Here is a 17,440-nt window from a genome sequence, read left to right as displayed (position 1 = left end):
CGATGCTTTGTATGGAGACATCCATGAACAAGACCGTGCCCGAACTGGCCAATCGCTGGCTGAGGCGAAACCCGGAGAATTTGAGCGAACTTGAGAGGCGGGTGCTTCAGAGTACCGTCGACCGCAAGCCCATATCGCAGGACATCAATGACAATCTCGCCGGGCTTCAGGGCGCGGGCGACCGTATCGCCGATGCCATTGCGCGCGTCGGCGGTTCGTGGACCTTCATCCTGTCCTTCATCGCCTTCCTCATCCTCTGGATCGGCGCCAATTGGTGGCTGCTGGGGCGAGATTCGTTCGACCCCTACCCTTTCATCTTCCTCAACCTCGTGCTCTCGATGATCGCCGCCTTGCAGGCGCCGGTGATCATGATGTCGCAGAACCGCCAGGCGGCGCGCGACCGCATCGATGCCGCCCACGACTACGAGGTCAATTTGAAGGCCGAGATCGAGATCATGGCGCTGCACGAAAAGCTGGACGAGCTGCGCCACAGCCAGATCATCGGCATGCGCGACGAGATCGCGCAGATAGCCGAACAGCTGAAGCGGATCGACGAACGGCTCACCCCCCAGACCCAACCCTCATGACGCAGGCTATCCATCATTTCATCGAACAGTATGGACTGCTAGCCCTCTTTGTCGGTTGCCTCGCGGAAGGCGAAAGTGCTGCCATTCTTGGCGGTTTCTTTGCCCACCAGCAGGTCTTTGTGCTGTGGCACGCCGTCCTGGCGGCCGCGCTCGGCGCCTTCGTCGGCGATACTTTCTTCTTCATCCTCGGACGAAGCTTTGCCGACCATCCCTATGTCGTCAGATTGCGCAAACGGCCCGGCTTTCGCCGCGCCTTTCGCCTGCTCAATACCCATCCCGACATTTTCGTGCTGTCCAACCGCTATATCTACGGCATGCGTCTCGTCGGCGGCATTGCGGCCGGGCTTTCCAATATCCCTGCGCCGCGCTTCGTCATCCTCAACGCGCTTTCATCGGCGGTCTGGGCGGTGCTGTTCGGTACGATCGGTTATGTCTTTGGACTTGGCGCAGAGCATTTCATCGGCCAGGCTTTGATGCATCACGAACGGTTGCTGATCGGGCTTGGCATCGGCCTGACCGTGGCCGTTCTGGCATGGCTCGTCGCCCGTCACATCGCCAGGAAGGAACGCGCCAGGGAAGGCTGATCGTCAATCCACGCCGAGCGCCTGATCCCCCCGATCGAGGATAAGCGGGATGATCAGGTCTTCCTCGTCGGCAAGATGCCTTGTCAGCATGAGGATCAGCCGGCTGTTTTCGTCGGCATAGGCGTCGGCGGCAAAGCGCTGCCTGTCTTCGCTCTCCTGAAGCGTCTTGATGAACGCATTGGCCGCCTCGGCATTGCGCTCCAGCCCTTCATGAATGGTGTGATGGTCGGTATCGAGAATCTCGAAGCCGCGCTTCAAACGGGGCTCGGCCTTGGCGAAGACCGGAAAATAGTGATAATCCTCGACATTGTGGTGACCGTCGAGATTGCCTAGAAAATGATTGAGGCGCGGCGCGAACCAGCGCGCGAAATCAGGCGCCGTCAGCCGTCCCTCACGGTAGTCGCCAATGCCGTTGGCCAGCATGCCGCCAAGTTCGCGGAACATGTCATGCCGCTGCAGCCATATATTTGCGATGCCGTGGACATTGGCATGGTCCTGCCAGTTTTCACGCGGGTATCTTTCGACGAGCCAGCGCAGATCGTCCGGCAGGCTCTTGCGATCGAGAAGCAGAAAATTGGCGGCCTCGGCCATGACAGTCTCCTTTGGTGACTGGCATGTAGGGATCGAAAGGCTAGATCGGTAGTCCCGTAATCCGCTCGATAATGGCGATGCCCCAGACGCCGGCAACGATGAGCACCGAAATCAGCACCGCCAGCGAACCGCAGTCCTTGGCCAGCTGGATATCGACATTGAACTCGCGGCTGAAAGCGTCGCATGCCGCCTCGATGCCGGTGTTAAGCACCTCGACCATGATCAAGAGCAGCACCGCGCCGATCAGCAAGGCATAACCGCGCCACGAGATCGAAACGAACCAGCCGAGCGGCAGTGCCAGCGCAAGCAGCGTCAGTTCCTGCTGGAAAGCCTTCTCGCTGGCGGCAAGCTTGCGAAACGCCCGCACCGAATTGAAAAAAGCGTCGATCAGCCGCTGCATGCCAAACCCCTTTGCGAATCACCGGCACGGGATAATGCAATGGCTGGCCAGATCAATGGAATAAGGTGACTTGTCCAAGATTCATTCAGCAACCGGTATGGACGGTGTCGACTTTTCAAACTGTGGCAGCCCGTCGTCGATCGAATAATAGTCGCCCTTGTCACCGACAAAGATATGGCATTCCCCCTCGAGGCTTGTCGGCTTGTCGAACGATCCCGCCATGACTGAAACGTAGTCCTGGTCTCGCGGCTTCCAGAACAGCACCGACCCGCATGCCTTGCAGAACCCACGCCTGGCGAAGGTGGAGGCTTCGTACCAGGTGATACTTTCCACGCCTTCGATCACGATGTCGGCGTTGGCAACATTGGTCGCGGCATAGAAATGTCCGCTCTGCTTGCGGCATTGCGAGCAATGACAATAGACGACGCCACGCAGCGCTCCGTTCGTTCTGAAGCGGACCGCTCCGCACAGACACGATCCCTGGTGACCATCACTCACGTCGATCCTCCTTGAAGAAAAGTGCCTGGTATCGCCTTCAGGATTCCAGCTTTGCGGCGCACGCACGCAAGCAAATGCGACATGTACTGGCGTGGAGAATCCGAAATTCGGTTTCATTTTCAAGAGCGCGATGCGCGAATCGCGAATTCAAGCCTCCGCACCGGCGTTATTTCCAACTGTTGGACGCGCGGATTAGAGCTCCTACAGCCCGCAGACAGAGAAAACCCGCCGAACCTCTGTCAGTTAAGGAAACTTTAGCGACAGCGCATTTATGGTCATCTGCAAGCGAAGGCCGTGGGTGGGGACGCATCCCTTCGCAAGTTATTCCGAGGTGTCGGTCGCATTCCCCAGGGCTCGGCGACAAAGGGAATTCGCGAATTCCGCGGAGGATCCGAGGGGAAGAACCAAGATGCAGCCGGCAGCTGTCCCGACCGAACGAAGCACCGACATTGCAGCCACTGTTGTCGCGACAATGCGCCAGTTGGGCGTGCTCGGGCTGCCGCGCAATTACGAGATCTTCTATGAGGCCCTGAGCGGCACCAATCGCGAACTCAGCCTGGCCGTCGTCTCGCTGAGCAGCCGGCCGACACAGGATGAACTGGATCAGATCGGGCGCACTTTCTTTGCCCACAACCACGGTCCTGGAATCGTCGAGCATGCCCGAGACGTCATTGCCAGGGAGCTCGAGGAGGTTGCTTCGCTGCTGCGGAGCGAGCGCAGCCACATCGAGAAATACGGCAGGGTCCTCGATGAGACATCGAGCGGCCTCAGCGGCCGCAGCCTTCTCTCTCAGGATCTCTTGCACAAGATCGCCAACGCCATGGCGGCTGCCACCAATTCGACGATCGATCACGGCCGGCAGGTGGCCTCGACGCTCAGCGACAAGACGGCCGAACTCGAGAGCGTCAAATCGAAGCTCGAGGAGTACAAGCGGCTGGCCGACACCGATCCCTTGACCCATATCTGGAATCGCCGCGCCTTCGACAAGGAAATCACCAGGATCTACAACAGCAACAGGGGTATCCTGTTCAACGCCCTGGTCCTTGCCGACATCGACCGTTTCAAGGACATCAACGACCGCTATGGCCACCCGGTCGGCGACAAGATCATCCAGAGCATCGCCGATATCTTCCAGACCAGCATTCGCGGCGACATGTTCGTCGCTCGCACCGGCGGCGAGGAGTTCGCGCTGATCATCGAGGGCGCCAGCGAGGACGCCACCTATGACGTTGCGGAGCGCATTCGCGCCCTGATCGAGCAGACGCCGTTCACCAGCAGCCAGACCGGCACGAATTACGGCACCGTCACCGTCTCGATGGGTATCTGCATGGCGTCCGAAGCCGAAGGACCCGAAGATCTCTACACCAAGGCCGACCGGGCGCTCTATCGCTCAAAGGTCAGTGGCCGCAACCGGGTCACCAAGCACTCGACGATGGCAGGCCGGGCCGGCAAGAGCTGGTTGCTCTACAAGAAGGACTGACAGTTTCGGCTCTTGCCTCCCCGCCTGCTGGCTCGTGCAGGGAACACCAGACTAGCGCAGACATAAAAGGCGCCCGATTTCTCGGACGCCCTTTCATGGATCTTATTCGGACTGCGAAAATCAGCCGTTGACCGCCTGCTTGTGCTGTACCGGGTGGCTCTTCTTCAACAGATCCGAGACCAGGAAGGCCAATTCGATCGCCTGGTCGGCATTGAGGCGCGGGTCGCAATGCGTGTGGTAGCGGTCCTGCAACTCCTCGGCGGTGATGGCGCGCGCGCCACCGGTGCATTCGGTGACGTTCTTGCCGGTCATCTCGACATGGATGCCGCCCGGATGGGTGCCTTCGGCGCGGTGCACCTCGAAGAAGGTTTGCACCTCCTTGAGGATGCGGTCGAACGGCCGCGTCTTGTAACCGGCGGCCTCGATCGTGTTGCCGTGCATCGGGTCCGACGACCACACCACGCTGCGGCCTTCCTTCTGCACCGCGCGCACCAGCTTCGGCAGATGGTCGGCGACCTTGTCGGAACCGAAACGTGCAATCAGCGTCAGCCGGCCCGGCTCGTTTTCGGGGTTGAGCAGGTCGATCAGCTCCAGCAACCCGTCAGGCGTCAGCGACGGACCGCATTTCAGCCCCAGCGGGTTCTTGATCCCACGGCAATATTCGACATGCGCATGGTCGGGCTGGCGGGTCCGGTCGCCGATCCAGATCATGTGGCCCGAGGTGGCGTACCAGTCGCCGGAGGTCGAATCGACGCGGGTCAGCGCCTCCTCGTAGCCGAGCAGCAGCGCCTCGTGGCTGGTGTAGAAATCGGTCTCGCGCAGCGCGTAGTTGGTTTCCGAGGTAATGCCGACGGCCTTCATGAAGTCCATCGTCTCGGTGATGCGGTTGGCAAGAGACTCGTATTTCTCGCCCTGTGGGCTGTCGGACACGAAGCCGAGCATCCAGCGGTGCACATTCTCCAGGCTGGCATAACCGCCTTGCGCGAAGGCGCGCAGAAGGTTGAGCGTCGCCGCCGACTGGCGGTACGCCATTTCCTGGCGGGCAGGATCCGGAATGCGCGACTTCGGGTCGAATTCGATGCCGTTGATGATGTCGCCGCGGTAGCTGGGCAGCGTCACCTCGCCCTTGGTCTCGTTGTCGGATGAGCGCGGCTTGGCAAACTGGCCGGCAACGCGGCCGACCTTCACCACCGGCTGCGCGCCGGCGAAGGTGAGCACCACCGACATCTGCAGGAAGACGCGGAAGAAGTCGCGGATGTTGTCCGCGCCATGCTCGGCAAAGCTCTCGGCGCAATCGCCGCCCTGGAGGAGGAATGCATCACCGGCAGCGACAGAAGCGAGCTGCTTCTTCAGCTTGCGCGCCTCGCCGGCAAAAACCAGCGGCGGAAAGGTGGCGAGCTGGGCTTCCGTGTTCTTCAGCGCGGCAAGGTCCGGATAGGCAGGAACCTGCTTGATCGGCATTGCTCTCCACGAATTCGGCGACCATTTCGTCATCGCTGCACCCAACGCTCTTTCCAGCGGCCTACACTCCGCCATTCCCACCCCCTAATGGGGATCGCGGCTCCATACACGAAGCCGATTTCCTATTCTAGACCGGAATTCAAGCGCTGGCGAATGTGCCGGCTGCTCTAAGCCGCCTTCTCCACCAGCCGCGCCAGCTGGGTCATGACGACCGCGGAGCCCGCCAGCCGCTTCTCGGCTGTGGGCCAGTCGCGCACGAACACGACGCTGTGGTCCGGCCGGATCTTGGCCAGCGAGCCCTGCTCGCCGATGAACCGGACCAGCCCGACCGGGTTGGAGAATTCGCGCTTGCGGAAATGAATGACGACACCCTTCGGCCCGGCGTCGAGTTTTTCGACATTGGCCTTGCGGCAGAGCGCCTTGATGAAGACGATCTTGAGCAGATGCTTGACCTCCTCCGGCAGCGGGCCGAAGCGGTCGATCAGCTCGGCGCCGAAAGCATCGATTTCCTCGGTGTTTTCGAGATCGCCGAGACGGCGGTAGAGCGCCAGCCTGAGCTGCAAGTCGGGCACATAGCTTTCCGGGATCATCACCGCCGTGCCGACGGCGATCTGCGGCGACCAGCCGCCATCCTGCACTTCGCCGGAATCCTTCACCTCGGCGACGGCTTCCTCCAGCATCTGCTGATAAAGCTCGAAGCCGACCTCCTTGATGTGGCCGGACTGTTCTTCACCGAGAAGATTGCCGGCGCCTCTGATATCGAGGTCGTGGCTGGCCAATTGGAAGCCGGCGCCCAGAGTATCGAGCGATTGCAGCACCTTCAGCCGGCGCTCGGCGGTGTCGGTGAGCTTGCGGTTGGCCGGCAGCGTGAACAGCGCATAGGCGCGCACCTTCGAACGGCCGACGCGGCCGCGCAACTGGTAAAGCTGCGACAGGCCGAACATGTCGGCGCGATGGATGATCAGCGTGTTGGCGGTCGGGATATCGAGACCCGATTCCACAATGGTCGTCGACAAAAGCACATCGTACTGGCCGTCGTAGAAGGCATTCATGATGTCGTCGAGTTCGCCCGGCGGCATCTGGCCATGGGCCACCGCCACCTTCAGTTCAGGCACGGATTCTCTTAGGAAATCATAGATTTCCGCCAGATCGCTGATGCGCGGAACGACGTAGAAAGAGTGCCCGCCGCGATAGCGCTCGCGCAGCAGCGTCTCGCGAATGACCAGCGGATCGAATGGCGAGATGAAGGTGCGCACCGCCATGCGGTCGACCGGCGGCGTGGCGATCAGCGACAGCTCGCGCACCCCGGTCAACGCCAGTTGCAGCGTGCGCGGGATCGGCGTCGCCGACAGCGTCAGCACGTGCACGTCGGTCTTCAGATCCTTCAGCCGCTCCTTGTGCTTGACGCCAAAGTGCTGCTCCTCATCGATGATCAGCAGGCCAAGGTTCTTGAACGAGATCGCGGAACCGAGCAGCGCATGGGTGCCGATGACGATGTCGACCTGGCCCTCGGCGATGCCTTTCTTGGTTTCGGCCAGTTCCTTGGCGCCGACCAGCCGCGACGCCTGGGCGACACGGATCGGCAGGCCGGAAAAGCGCTGCGAAAACGTCTTGAAATGCTGGCGCGACAACAATGTCGTCGGCACCACAACCGCCACCTGAAAACCCTCCATCGCCGCGATGAAGGCGGCGCGGAGTGCTACTTCCGTCTTGCCGAAGCCGACATCACCGCAAATCAGCCGGTCCATCGGCTTGCCGGCAGCAAGATCGTCGCGCACCGAATCGATGGCCGTCTGCTGGTCGTCGGTCTCTTCATAAGGGAAGCGGGCGGCGAACTCGCCATAGAGGCCTTCTGCCGGCACCAGTGGCGGTGCGGAGCGCATCTGCCGCTCGGCGGCGATGCGGATCAACTGCCCGGCCATGTCGAGCAGGCGCTTCTTCAGCCGCGCCTTGCGCGACTGCCAGGCACCACCGCCAAGCTTGTCCAGCGTCGCCTCGGCTGTGTCAGAGCCGTAGCGTGACAGAAGCTCGATATTCTCGACCGGCAGGAACAGCCTGTCGTCACCGGCATAGTGGATTTCCAGGCAATCATGCGGCGCGCCGACCGCTTCGATGGTGCGCAGGCCAATGAAACGGCCAATGCCGTGGTCGGCATGGACAACAATGTCGCCGGCCGACAGCGCCGAGGCCTCGGCAATGAAATCCGAGGGACGCTTCTTGCGCTTCGAGCGCCGGATCAGCCGATCGCCGAGAATGTCCTGTTCGGCGACGACGACCAGTTTTTCGGTCTCGAAGCCGGATTCGAGCGGCAGGACGGCCAGGGCCGCCTGCCCCGGTTCGAGCTTTTCGGCTTCCGCCAGCGTCGCCACTTGCTTGAGGTTGCCGAGATGGTGTTCGGCAAGGATCTGGCCAAGCCGGTCGAGCGAGCCGTCGGTCCAGCCGGCGATGACGACGCGGCGGCGCGCCGCGCGCTCGTCGGCGATGTGCTTGACGACGACATCGAACACGTTGGCGTTCGGATCGGCGCGCTCCTCGACGAAGCTGCGGCCGTGGCGCGAGCCGGCGTGATAGACCTTCTTGGCGCCAACGTCGGGCGCGTCGAACGGCGTGAAATCGATCGCTTCGCGCGGTCCAAGCGAGGCGATCAGGTTTTCCGGTGAGAGATAGAGCAGGTCCGGCGGCACCGGCTTGTAGGGCACCGCATCCTTCAGCGCGCCGTCGGCCTGCTTCCTGCGCGCCTCGTAGTGGTCGAGGATCAGCGTGTGGCGCTCGGCCAGCGCTTCATGCGCCAGATGGTCAAAGATGACAGGCGTGTCAGGCAGATAGTCGAACACCGTCTCCAGCCGTTCGTAAAAGAACGGCAGCCAGTGCTCCATGCCGGCGAAGCGACGCCCTTCGCTGACCGCCGCATAGAGTCCGTCATCGCGCTGCGGTGCGCCAAAGGCTTCGATATAGGAGCGGCGGAAGCGGCTGATGGTTTCCGGCGTCAGCGCCACTTCGCTCATCGCCTGCAGCGCCATCGACTTGCGTTGGCCGGTGGTGCGCTGGGTGGCGGCATCGAAGACACGAATCGATTCCAGCGTGTCGCCAAAGAAATCGAGCCTGAGCGCCTCGGTCCATCCGGGCGCAAACAGGTCGAGAATGCCGCCGCGCACCGCGAATTCACCGATACCACGCACGGTCGGCACGCGCTCGAAGCCGGACGTTTCCAGCCGCGACACCAGCACGTTCATGTCGATCTGGTTGCCGGGCCTGGCATGAAAAGTCTGTGCCTCGACCAGCTCGGACGGCGGAATGCGCTGCAACAATGCATTGGCGGTGGTGAGGATGACGGCGCGGTGCGGCTTCTTCGCCAGCGCGATCATGGCGGTCAGCGCATCGAGGCGCTTGGCGGCGGCATCCGAGCCGGGCGAGACGCGGTCGTAGGGCAAGCAATCCCAGGCCGGCAGTTCCAGCACCGGCAGGCCGGGCGCCGCGAAGGACAATGCCTCGATGATCGCCGGCAGCCGCTGACCGTCGCGCGCCACGAACAGAACCGGCTTGTCGGGCGCGATCTCGAGTGCCGCCTGCACCAACGCAAAGGCTTCGTAGCCGTCGGCGACGCCGTCGACGATGAACTGGCCGGCACGGCCTTTCGGCAGGCCGATGGTGGGAATGAGGCTCATGAAATCACGCGTTCAGAATGTCGTTGTTCAAAATGTCAGGGAGTGGCGGAAAGCCAGGATCTTTTGCAGGACGGCACAATCGATTTCAGCCGGAACCGGGTGTTCGCCGGTGACCATGGGCAGGAATTCGGTATCGGGAATGTCGAGGAGCCTCTCATATTGGTCGATTTCGTCGTCGGTCAAGGCACCGATCTCAGCGTCGGCGAAAGTGCCGAGGATCAGGTCCATCTCGCGCATGCCGCGATGCCAGGAGCGAAACAGAAGCTTGCGGCGGCGGGCGTCGAGCCCCTCGCTTGATCTCGTCGTTCCGGTCATCGTGCCGCATCCTTGCTTGCTGCGGCGCATATAGCGTGGATAGAAGGGGCTGTCAGCCTTGCGCTGCCGCCGTCGCAACATAAGCTGACATCATGCGCCCGACCATCCTCGATCCCTTGTTTGTCCCGATCACGTCGCTTGCAGGCGTCGGACCGAAAGTCGGCGCGCTGATCGAGAAGGTTGTCCCGGCCGATCTCGGCGATCGCGCGGCGCGTGCCGGCGATCTTCTGTTCGTACTGCCGCATACCGTCATCGACCGGCGCAGCCGCCCGGGCATCGCAGGATCCGCGGAGGGCCAGATCGTGACGCTGGAGGTGCGCATCGACCGCCACCAGCCGCCGCCGCGCGGCAACAGGTCGGTGCCCTACCGGGTCTTCGCCCATGACGACACCGGCGAGATCGCGCTGACCTTCTTCCATGCTCACGCCTCCTATCTCGAAAAGGCGATGCCCGAGGGCGAGCATGTCGTGGTCTCGGGCCGCATGGAATGGTTCAACGGCCGCCCGAGCATGGTCCACCCCGACCATATTGCGCTGGCCAGCGAGGCGGAAAACCTGCCGCTGGTAGAACCGGTCTACCCCCTGACAGCCGGGCTCTCGGGCAAGGTGCTGCGCCGGGCGATCGGCCAGGCGCTGGCGCGGGTGCCCGAATTCCCCGAATGGCAGGACGGCGCCTTCATGCGCCGGCACAGCTTTGCTGCCTTTGGCGATGCGCTCGCCCGCATCCACAATCCGGCAGACCCGATCGACGTCTCCATCGATGGCGCCGCGTGGCGGCGGCTCGCCTATGACGAGTTGCTGGCGGGCCAGGTCTCGCTGGCGCTGGTGCGGGCGAAAGTCCGCCGCCTGTCCGGGCGCCCCTTGGTCGGCGACGGCCGCATCGTCGAAAAACTGCGGGCCGCACTGCCCTATTCGCTGACATCAAGCCAGGAGTTTGCGCTGGCCGAAATCAATGCCGACCTCGCCGACCCAGAGCGCATGCTGCGGCTTCTGCAGGGCGATGTCGGTTCCGGCAAGACCATCGTCGCGCTGCTGGCCATGGCGCGGGCTGTCGAGGCCGGCGGCCAGGCAGCTTTGATGGCGCCGACCGAAATCCTGGCGCGCCAGCATCTGGCGACCATCACGCCCCTTGCCGCCGAGGTTGGGCTGCGCATCGCCATTCTCACCGGCCGCGAGAAGGGCCGCGAACGCGCTGATACGCTGGCCGGTCTGGCAAGCGGCGAGATCGACATCGTCGTCGGCACCCATGCGCTGTTCCAGGAGACTGTCACCTTCCACGACCTGGTCTTTGCCGTGATCGACGAGCAGCACCGTTTCGGCGTCCATCAACGGCTTGCCATCACCGCCAAGGGCGATGCACCAGACATGCTGGTGATGACCGCCACTCCGATCCCGCGCACGCTGGTGCTGACCGCTTTCGGCGACATGGACGTGTCGAAGCTGACGGAAAAGCCGGCCGGCCGCCAGCCGATCCGCACCGTCACGCTGCCGCTCGAGCGGCTCGACGAACTGGTCGACCGCATGGTGGACGCCGTCGCCACCGGCCAGAAGATCTACTGGATCTGTCCGCTGGTCGAGGAATCCGAAGAAATCAAGCTGATGTCGGCCGAAGACCGTTTCGCCTCGCTGAAACCATTGTTCGGTGATCGCATCGGTCTCGTTCACGGCCGCATGAAGGGTGGCGAGAAGGACGAGGCGATGCGCGCCTTCAAGCAGGGCGAGACACGCATCCTGATCGCCACCACCGTCATCGAGGTCGGCGTTGACGTGCCGGACGCCACCGTCATGGTCATCGAGCATGCAGAGCGCTTTGGCCTGGCCCAGTTGCACCAGCTGCGCGGCCGGGTCGGGCGCGGCGACAAGCCCTCCTCCTGCGTGCTGCTCTACAAGGACCCGCTCGGCGAGACCGCAAAAAGCCGGCTGTCGGTGATGCGCGAGACCGAGGACGGGTTCCTGATCGCCGAGGAGGATTTGAAGCTGCGCGGCGAAGGCGAATTGCTGGGCACCCGCCAGTCGGGCACGCCGGGTTTCCAGGTGGCGCGCATCGAAGCGCATGCCGATCTTCTGGAGGCCGCCCGCGACGATGCCAGATTGGTCCTGTCACGCGATCCGGAGCTGCAATCAGACCGAGGCGAGGCGTTGCGCCTGTTGCTCTATTTGTTCGGCCGCGACGAGGCCGTGCGGCTCTTGCGCGCCGGCTGAGCCAGGGCGGCAACCGACGGGTTGGCCAGCACTCCCTCGATCGGCTCGCCGTTCACGACAACCATCTGCTTGACCTCGGGCGCCACCAGCCCGGCCGAGACGATCAGCTTGGCGCCGTCCTCGATCGTCATGTCGAGCAGCACGATGTCGGACTTCGGCACATACATCAGGAACCCTGTCGTCGGGTTCGGCGTGCACGGCATGAACACTGCAATCAGCGGATCGCCTTCCTGGTCGAGCTTCTGGTTGATCTCGGTTTCCTTTTCACTGGCGACGAACACCAGCGACCACACGCCCTTGCGCGGATATTCGACCAGCCCGACCTGGCGGAACATGTCGCCCTTGTTCGATAGCACGGTCTCGAAAATCTGTTTCAGCGAGCCGTAGATGCCGCGCACCAGCGGCATGCGGCCAAGCAGCCGCTCGCCGAAATTGACGATCGCGCGGCCAACGATGTTTGCCGTCAGGAAGCCAATCAGCGTGATCAGGATGAGCGCCACGATCAGTCCGAACCCCGGCACCGGAAACGACAAGTAGGTGTCCGGGCTGTAGCGGGCCGGAATATAGGGTTTCACCCAGGAATCGACCCAGCCGATGAACGACCAGGCGATGTAGGCGGTGATCGCCAGCGGCGCGCAGACGATGAAGCCTGTGAGGAAATAGTTCCTCAGCCGGGTCATGCCGGAGGTCTTGGGAGCATCGGACATGGTTCACCGGGGGTTGCACCGCAACATAGTGAACAGGACGCCGCTTTGGAACCACGAAATTTTTAAAGGCACCTATTATGCAGCCGCTTCCAACGGCTCGATCTTCTCGAGTTCCGGGACGAGCTTCCTGGCTTCAGTTTCAAGCTCATAGGCCTGCTGAAAATTCATCCAGAATTCGGGCGTGGTGTTGAAAAATCTGGCGAGGCGAAGAGCCGTATCGGGGGTCAGGCCGATCTCCTCCTTGGCAATACGCTCGATCCGGGTGCGCGGAAGATTGAGCTTTTTCGCGAGCGCGCCGGCGCTCATGCCCAGAGGGACAAGATATTCCTCACGCAGGAATTCTCCGGGATGAATTGGACATACGAACTTGAGCATCAAGATCCTCAAAGGGTTAGGGCAAGCGCCCACTCAATGGTAGTCGATGATCTCCACGTCTTCGGCGCCTGCGCTGAAACATCCTTTCCCTTCGTCATCCACGGGCGGAGCAAGGAGCGAAGCGACGCGGCGCAGACCCGAGGATCCATTCCGTGACGTCCGCCGAGGAATGCGACGTGTCAGGATAGTCGCGTGGTCGTCCGGCCGCTATCCTTCTTTCATGACGGGCTATGCCTATATGACTGCGAGCCGGAAGCGCGGCACCATCTATATCGGTGTCACAAACGATCTCGGTCGCCGAGTGCCAGAGCACAAATCCGGCGAGGGCTCGCGCTTTACTGGACGGTACGGCGTGGAACGCTTGGTTTGGTACGAAGAGCATTTCGACATCCGCGATGCGATCCAGCGCGAGAAGTCGCTGAAACGCTGGCCGCGCCAATGGAAGATCGAACTGATCGAGAAGGCAAATCCAGAGTGGTTCGAGCTTTTCCGCGGGACTGGGTGGTAGCGCCTAATCCTGCACTGCTTTGATCCGCCACAAACCTCACGGAATGGATCCTCGGGTCTGCGCAGTCGCTTCGCTCCTGCTCCGCCCGTGGATGACGAAGGAAGGGGCCTGGCACAGCGGCGAAAACTTACTCCACGGTCACCGATTTCGCCAGATTGCGCGGCTGGTCGACGTCGGTGCCCATGAACACGGCGGTGAAATAGGCCAGCATCTGGATCGGCAGCGCGTAGATGATCGGCGAGATGATTTCCGGGACGTCCGGCAACACGATCGTCTCCATCGTCTTGACGCTCGTCAGTGCCGCACCCTTGCTGTCGGTGATCAGGATGATCTTGCCGCCGCGCGCCGCGACTTCCTGCATGTTCGACACGGTTTTTTCGAAAATGCGGTCGTGCGGCGCGATGACGATGACCGGCATGTTCTCGTCGATCAGTGCGATCGGGCCGTGCTTCAGCTCGCCCGCCGCATAGCCTTCGGCATGGATGTAGGAGATTTCCTTGAGTTTCAGCGCGCCTTCCATGGCCAATGGGAAATTGGTGTCGCGGCCGAGGTAGAGCACGTCCTTGTAGCGCGAGAGTTCGCGCGCGATCCGCTCGATCTGCTCTTCGAGCTTGAGCACCTGGTTGGCATAGCGCGGCGCTTCCGAGAGCGCGCGCACCAGGGCCTTCTCTTGTTCTTTCGAGATCGTACCCCGCGCCACACCAGCCCGCACGGCCAGCGAAGCCAGGACGGATAGCTGGCAGGTGAACGCCTTGGTGGAGGCGACGCCGATTTCCGGCCCGGCGAGCGTCGGCAGCACGACATCGGATTCCCGCGCCATGGTCGATTCGCGCACATTGACGATCGCGCCGATCTTCATCCCCGCCTTGCGGCAGTAGCGCAGCGAGGCCAGCGTGTCGGCGGTTTCGCCCGACTGCGAAATGAAGAAGGCGGCGTCATCAGCCGACAGCGGCATCTCGCGATAACGGAATTCAGAGGCGACATCGATATCGACCGGCAACCGTGCATAGCGCTCGAACCAGTACTTGCCGATCAGGCCGGCCAGATACGCGGTGCCGCAGGCCGAAATCGCCAGCCGGCCAATCTTGGCGAAATCGAAGGGCAGATCGAGCGGCTTCGAAACTCCGGAGACGAAATCGACATAATGCGCCAGCGTATGCGAGATCACCTCGGGCTGCTCATGGATTTCCTTCTCCATGAAATGGCGCCGGTTGCCCTTGTCGACCATAAAGCTGGTCGACAGCGACTGCTGGCGCTTGCGGTCGACCTTTTTGCCGTCGATATCGAAGATCTCAACACCGTTGCGGCGCACCACCGCCCAGTCGCCGTCTTCAAGATAGGTAATCGAATTGGTAAAGGGGGCGAGCGCGATGGCGTCGGAGCCCAGGAACATCTCGCCATCACCATGGCCGACGGCCAAAGGCGGGCCGTTGCGGGCACCGACGATCAGGTCTTCATCGCCTTTGAACATGATCGCCAGCGCAAAGGCGCCTTCCAGCCGCTTCAGCGCCTGATGCGCGGCCTCGACCGGCTTCAGCCCCCTGGCAAGTTCCCGCGCCACCAGATGCGCCACGACCTCGGTGTCGGTCTGTGACGAGAAGGAATAGCCGTCGCGGACCAGTTCCTCGCGCAGTTCGGCGAAATTCTCGATGATGCCGTTGTGGACGATGGCGACGCCGTCGGAAAAATGCGGATGCGCATTGGTTTCGTTGGGCACGCCATGCGTCGCCCAGCGTGTGTGGCCGATGCCGATCGTGCCGTCGAGCGGCTCGTTTTTCAGCAAGCGTTCGAGGTTGACCAGCTTGCCTTCAGCGCGGCGGCGGCCAAGCTCACCATGCTCGATGGTGGCGACGCCGGCCGAGTCATAGCCGCGATATTCAAGCCGCTTCAGCGCATCGACGATGAGCGGCGCAACCTGCGAGTGGCCAACGATTCCAACGATACCGCACATGCAGAAAGCCCCCGATTCCCCGGAAAACCAGCGCTATTTAGGGATGGCCGGCTGCCGTGGAAAATCACATTGCATTTCGTCCCGTATAACGGAACGCTCATTCTGTCGATGCACCATGACAGGCAGCGCTTGCAATCCGGTTACTGCAATTGTTCGGTTTTTTGCGGACCGGTTTTACTTCTTCTTCGCAGCCGCCGCCGAGGCAAAGCGCTCGCGCAATTCCTTCCCCTTGCCAGGGATCGTCTTCTGGCGGGCGCGGCCGAAGGCCAGCGCATCTTCAGGCACGTCTTCGGTGATCACGCTGCCAGAGGCGATGTAGCCGCCCTTGCCGATGCTGACAGGCGCCACCAGCGACGAATTCGAGCCGATGAAGGCGCCCTCGCCGATGTCGGTGAAGAATTTCGAGTAGCCGTCATAGTTACAGGTGATGGTGCCGGCGCCGATATTGGCCCCCGCGCCGACACGGGCGTCGCCAATGTAGGTCAAATGGTTGACCTTGGCGCCCTCCTCGATGACAGCCTGCTTGACCTCGCAGAAATTGCCGACCTTGGCCTTCTGCCTAAGATCGGCGCCCGGCCGCAGCCGCGCGTACGGCCCGACATCGCAATTGGATGCAATGGTGGCGCCTTCGATATGGCTGAAGGCATGGATCTTGGCGCCCATGGCGATCTTCACGCCCGGACCGAACCAGACATTGGGCTCGACAATGGTGTCGGCGCCGATCTCGGTGTCGTGCGAGAAGTACACGGTCTCCGGCGCAATCAGCGTCACGCCCGACAGCATCGCCTCGTACCGCCGGCGCGCCTGCCAGATGCTCTCGGCTTGCGCCAGTTCGGCGCGGTTGTTGATGCCGAGCGCGCTTTCGAAGCTGGCTTCGGTGGCGACGACATCGAGGCCTCGCGCGCCGGCGATCTCGACGATGTCGGTGAGGTAATACTCGCCCTTGGCATTTTTGTTGCCGACCGCGTCGAGCAGCTTCAGCGCGTGGGCGCCGGCAACCGCCATCATGCCGGCATTGCAGAAGGTTATTTTCCTCTCCTCCTCGGAGCAGTCCTTTTCCTCGCGGATGGCAACCAGCTTGCCGTCCTTTTCGATCAGCCGGCCATAACCCGTCGGACTGGGCGGACGGAAGCCAATCACGACGACGGCAGCACCCTCCGCCAGTTTCAGCCGCGCCACCGTGAGCGCATCCGCGTCGATCAGCGGCGTGTCGCCGAACATCACCAGGATATCATCATAACCCTTTGATATCGCATCGCGTGCGGCCAATACAGCATGCGCGGTGCCGAGGCGCTTGTCCTGCACGAAGGTCTCGGCCTTCGGAGCGAATTTCGCCGCCGCCTTGCGCATCTCTTCGGCGCCATGGCCGATCACCAGCGCCTGGCTGCCGGCTCCGGCAGCTTCGGCCGCCTTGACCACATGGGCGACCATCGGCAGCCCGGCAATCTGGTGCAGCACCTTCGGCAGCACGCTCTTCATGCGCGTGCCTTCGCCGGCGGCGAGAATGACGGACAGGCAGGATCTCTGGCTCATGGAAGGAACAACCATATGAAAAGGGATCGGGAATCGGAGATAGGTAGCATCTGGCGCCATGCTGCACCAATGCGGTTAAATTCCAGTGAGGCGACGGGCTGAAGAGTTCCGATCTCAGGAGATCGGCGGCACTCACATCAGGCCGTGTTTTCTGAATTCAGCCTGTTCATCGCCAGCGATCCAGCCAAACACTTTCAGCTTGCCATCGCGCTTTTCGACGAGATAGTTGACCGCAAAGTCGATGGTCACGGCACTCCCATCCTTGCGTTCATAGTCACCGGACCAGTTTACCTCAGCCACGCAATGGTCCTGGTCGACAGGTGTCACAGAGACGTCCTTGCAGGTCATCCTTTTGCTGCCGAGGGCACGATAGGCGTCAAAACCCTTTGTCATGATGGCCTTTAACTGCTCGCCATTCTCGCCAACCATGACAGATGCCGGCGTCACCGAGACAAAACCGGCCGAATACATGTCCGCGACGTCGTTGAGATCGACGGTGTCGGCGATCGCGTCATTGGAGATTTTCTCATAGGCCTTGAAGAATTTTCGCACATCGGCCTTGGCTACCATTCTCGACCTCCCGG

Annotated in this window: 16 protein-coding genes; 5 read left to right on the top strand and 11 right to left on the bottom strand. The window is 62.0% G+C overall.

Annotation, left to right across the window (positions count from 1 at the left end; translation table 11 throughout):
• The first annotated feature begins 23 nt into the window (after window positions 1–23).
• Together EOA16_RS28405 and EOA16_RS28400 are read left to right on the top strand one after the other, a co-directional pair.
• Window positions 24–587 (top strand): DUF1003 domain-containing protein, encoded by a 564-nt coding sequence (locus tag EOA16_RS28405; protein ID WP_127261103.1) that lies wholly within the window; start codon window positions 24–26, stop codon window positions 585–587.
• Complete coding sequence (locus EOA16_RS28400) at window positions 584–1,171, top strand: DedA family protein (protein WP_127261102.1); 588 nt, start codon at window positions 584–586, stop codon at window positions 1,169–1,171. Before EOA16_RS28405 ends, EOA16_RS28400 begins: the two co-directional genes overlap by 4 nt.
• A 3-nt stretch (window positions 1,172–1,174) precedes the next feature.
• Here the strand turns inward: EOA16_RS28400 and EOA16_RS28395 are convergent, their stop codons facing one another.
• The 3 genes from EOA16_RS28395 to EOA16_RS28385 all read right to left on the bottom strand — a co-directional run bounded on the left by EOA16_RS28395 (window position 1,175) and on the right by EOA16_RS28385 (window position 2,660).
• On the bottom strand, window positions 1,175–1,762 hold the full coding sequence (locus EOA16_RS28395) for a hemerythrin domain-containing protein (RefSeq protein WP_127261101.1): 588 nt from the start codon (window positions 1,760–1,762) through the stop codon (window positions 1,175–1,177).
• A gap of 40 nt (window positions 1,763–1,802) precedes the next feature.
• Window positions 1,803–2,162, bottom strand: coding sequence for a diacylglycerol kinase (locus tag EOA16_RS28390; protein ID WP_127261100.1), 360 nt, complete (start codon window positions 2,160–2,162; stop codon window positions 1,803–1,805).
• Between the two features lie 81 nt (window positions 2,163–2,243).
• A complete protein-coding gene (locus tag EOA16_RS28385; protein WP_127261135.1) occupies window positions 2,244–2,660 on the bottom strand; it encodes a GFA family protein in 417 nt (138 codons plus the stop codon).
• Between the two features lie 409 nt (window positions 2,661–3,069).
• Here EOA16_RS28385 and EOA16_RS28380 point away from each other — a divergent pair, with 409 nt between their 5' ends.
• Window positions 3,070–4,140: a GGDEF domain-containing protein gene (locus tag EOA16_RS28380; protein ID WP_127261099.1), complete on the top strand. Its 1,071-nt coding sequence runs from the start codon at window positions 3,070–3,072 to the stop codon at window positions 4,138–4,140.
• Between the two features lie 120 nt (window positions 4,141–4,260).
• Here the strand turns inward: EOA16_RS28380 and EOA16_RS28375 are convergent, their stop codons facing one another.
• The 3 genes from EOA16_RS28375 to EOA16_RS28365 all read right to left on the bottom strand — a co-directional run bounded on the left by EOA16_RS28375 (window position 4,261) and on the right by EOA16_RS28365 (window position 9,581).
• Entirely contained in the window at window positions 4,261–5,634 is a 1,374-nt protein-coding gene (locus EOA16_RS28375) for a 3-deoxy-7-phosphoheptulonate synthase class II (RefSeq protein ID WP_127261134.1), read from the bottom strand.
• A 134-nt stretch (window positions 5,635–5,768) separates the two neighbouring features.
• Window positions 5,769–9,266 carry a transcription-repair coupling factor gene (gene mfd / locus EOA16_RS28370; RefSeq protein ID WP_127261098.1) on the bottom strand — a complete coding sequence of 1,166 codons (3,498 nt, stop codon included), beginning with the start codon at window positions 9,264–9,266 and terminating at the stop codon, window positions 5,769–5,771.
• 27 nt (window positions 9,267–9,293) lie between these two features.
• Window positions 9,294–9,581 (bottom strand): succinate dehydrogenase assembly factor 2, encoded by a 288-nt coding sequence (locus EOA16_RS28365; protein WP_127261097.1) that lies wholly within the window; start codon window positions 9,579–9,581, stop codon window positions 9,294–9,296.
• A 92-nt stretch (window positions 9,582–9,673) separates the two neighbouring features.
• Here EOA16_RS28365 and recG point away from each other — a divergent pair, with 92 nt between their 5' ends.
• On the top strand, window positions 9,674–11,782 hold the full coding sequence (gene recG, locus EOA16_RS28360) for an ATP-dependent DNA helicase RecG (RefSeq protein ID WP_127261096.1): 2,109 nt from the start codon (window positions 9,674–9,676) through the stop codon (window positions 11,780–11,782).
• Here recG and EOA16_RS28355 read toward each other — a convergent pair.
• Both EOA16_RS28355 and EOA16_RS28350 read right to left on the bottom strand, forming a co-directional pair.
• Window positions 11,734–12,489, bottom strand: coding sequence for a DUF502 domain-containing protein (locus tag EOA16_RS28355; RefSeq protein ID WP_127261095.1), 756 nt, complete (start codon window positions 12,487–12,489; stop codon window positions 11,734–11,736). The two genes, recG and EOA16_RS28355, sit on opposite strands and share 49 nt — an antisense overlap.
• Before the next feature lie 75 nt (window positions 12,490–12,564).
• Window positions 12,565–12,864 carry a HigA family addiction module antitoxin gene (locus EOA16_RS28350; protein ID WP_127261094.1) on the bottom strand — a complete coding sequence of 100 codons (300 nt, stop codon included), beginning with the start codon at window positions 12,862–12,864 and terminating at the stop codon, window positions 12,565–12,567.
• 220 nt (window positions 12,865–13,084) lie between these two features.
• Between EOA16_RS28350 and EOA16_RS28345 the strand changes: the two genes are divergently transcribed.
• The gene (locus EOA16_RS28345) at window positions 13,085–13,372 is read left to right on the top strand and encodes a GIY-YIG nuclease family protein (RefSeq protein WP_127261093.1); all 288 of its coding nucleotides are present in this window, start codon (window positions 13,085–13,087) and stop codon (window positions 13,370–13,372) included.
• 127 nt (window positions 13,373–13,499) lie between these two features.
• On the opposite strand, the gene glmS is transcribed toward EOA16_RS28345, so the two are convergent.
• From glmS to EOA16_RS28330, 3 genes are all read right to left on the bottom strand, one after another.
• On the bottom strand, window positions 13,500–15,323 hold the full coding sequence (gene glmS, locus EOA16_RS28340; protein WP_127261092.1) for a glutamine--fructose-6-phosphate transaminase (isomerizing): 1,824 nt from the start codon (window positions 15,321–15,323) through the stop codon (window positions 13,500–13,502).
• Window positions 15,324–15,497: 174 nt separating this feature from the next.
• Window positions 15,498–16,856, bottom strand: coding sequence for a bifunctional UDP-N-acetylglucosamine diphosphorylase/glucosamine-1-phosphate N-acetyltransferase GlmU (gene glmU, locus EOA16_RS28335; protein ID WP_127261091.1), 1,359 nt, complete (start codon window positions 16,854–16,856; stop codon window positions 15,498–15,500).
• 132 nt (window positions 16,857–16,988) lie between these two features.
• Window positions 16,989–17,426 carry a nuclear transport factor 2 family protein gene (locus EOA16_RS28330; protein ID WP_127261090.1) on the bottom strand — a complete coding sequence of 146 codons (438 nt, stop codon included), beginning with the start codon at window positions 17,424–17,426 and terminating at the stop codon, window positions 16,989–16,991.
• Window positions 17,427–17,440: the final 14 nt, after the last annotated feature.

This window comes from Mesorhizobium sp. M7A.F.Ca.US.008.03.1.1, from assembly GCF_003997495.1.
In the GTDB taxonomy this organism is placed as follows: domain Bacteria; phylum Pseudomonadota; class Alphaproteobacteria; order Rhizobiales; family Rhizobiaceae; genus Mesorhizobium.
The sequence above is the reverse complement of the archived record's forward strand: the minus strand, read 5'-3'. Positions and strand labels throughout refer to the sequence as shown.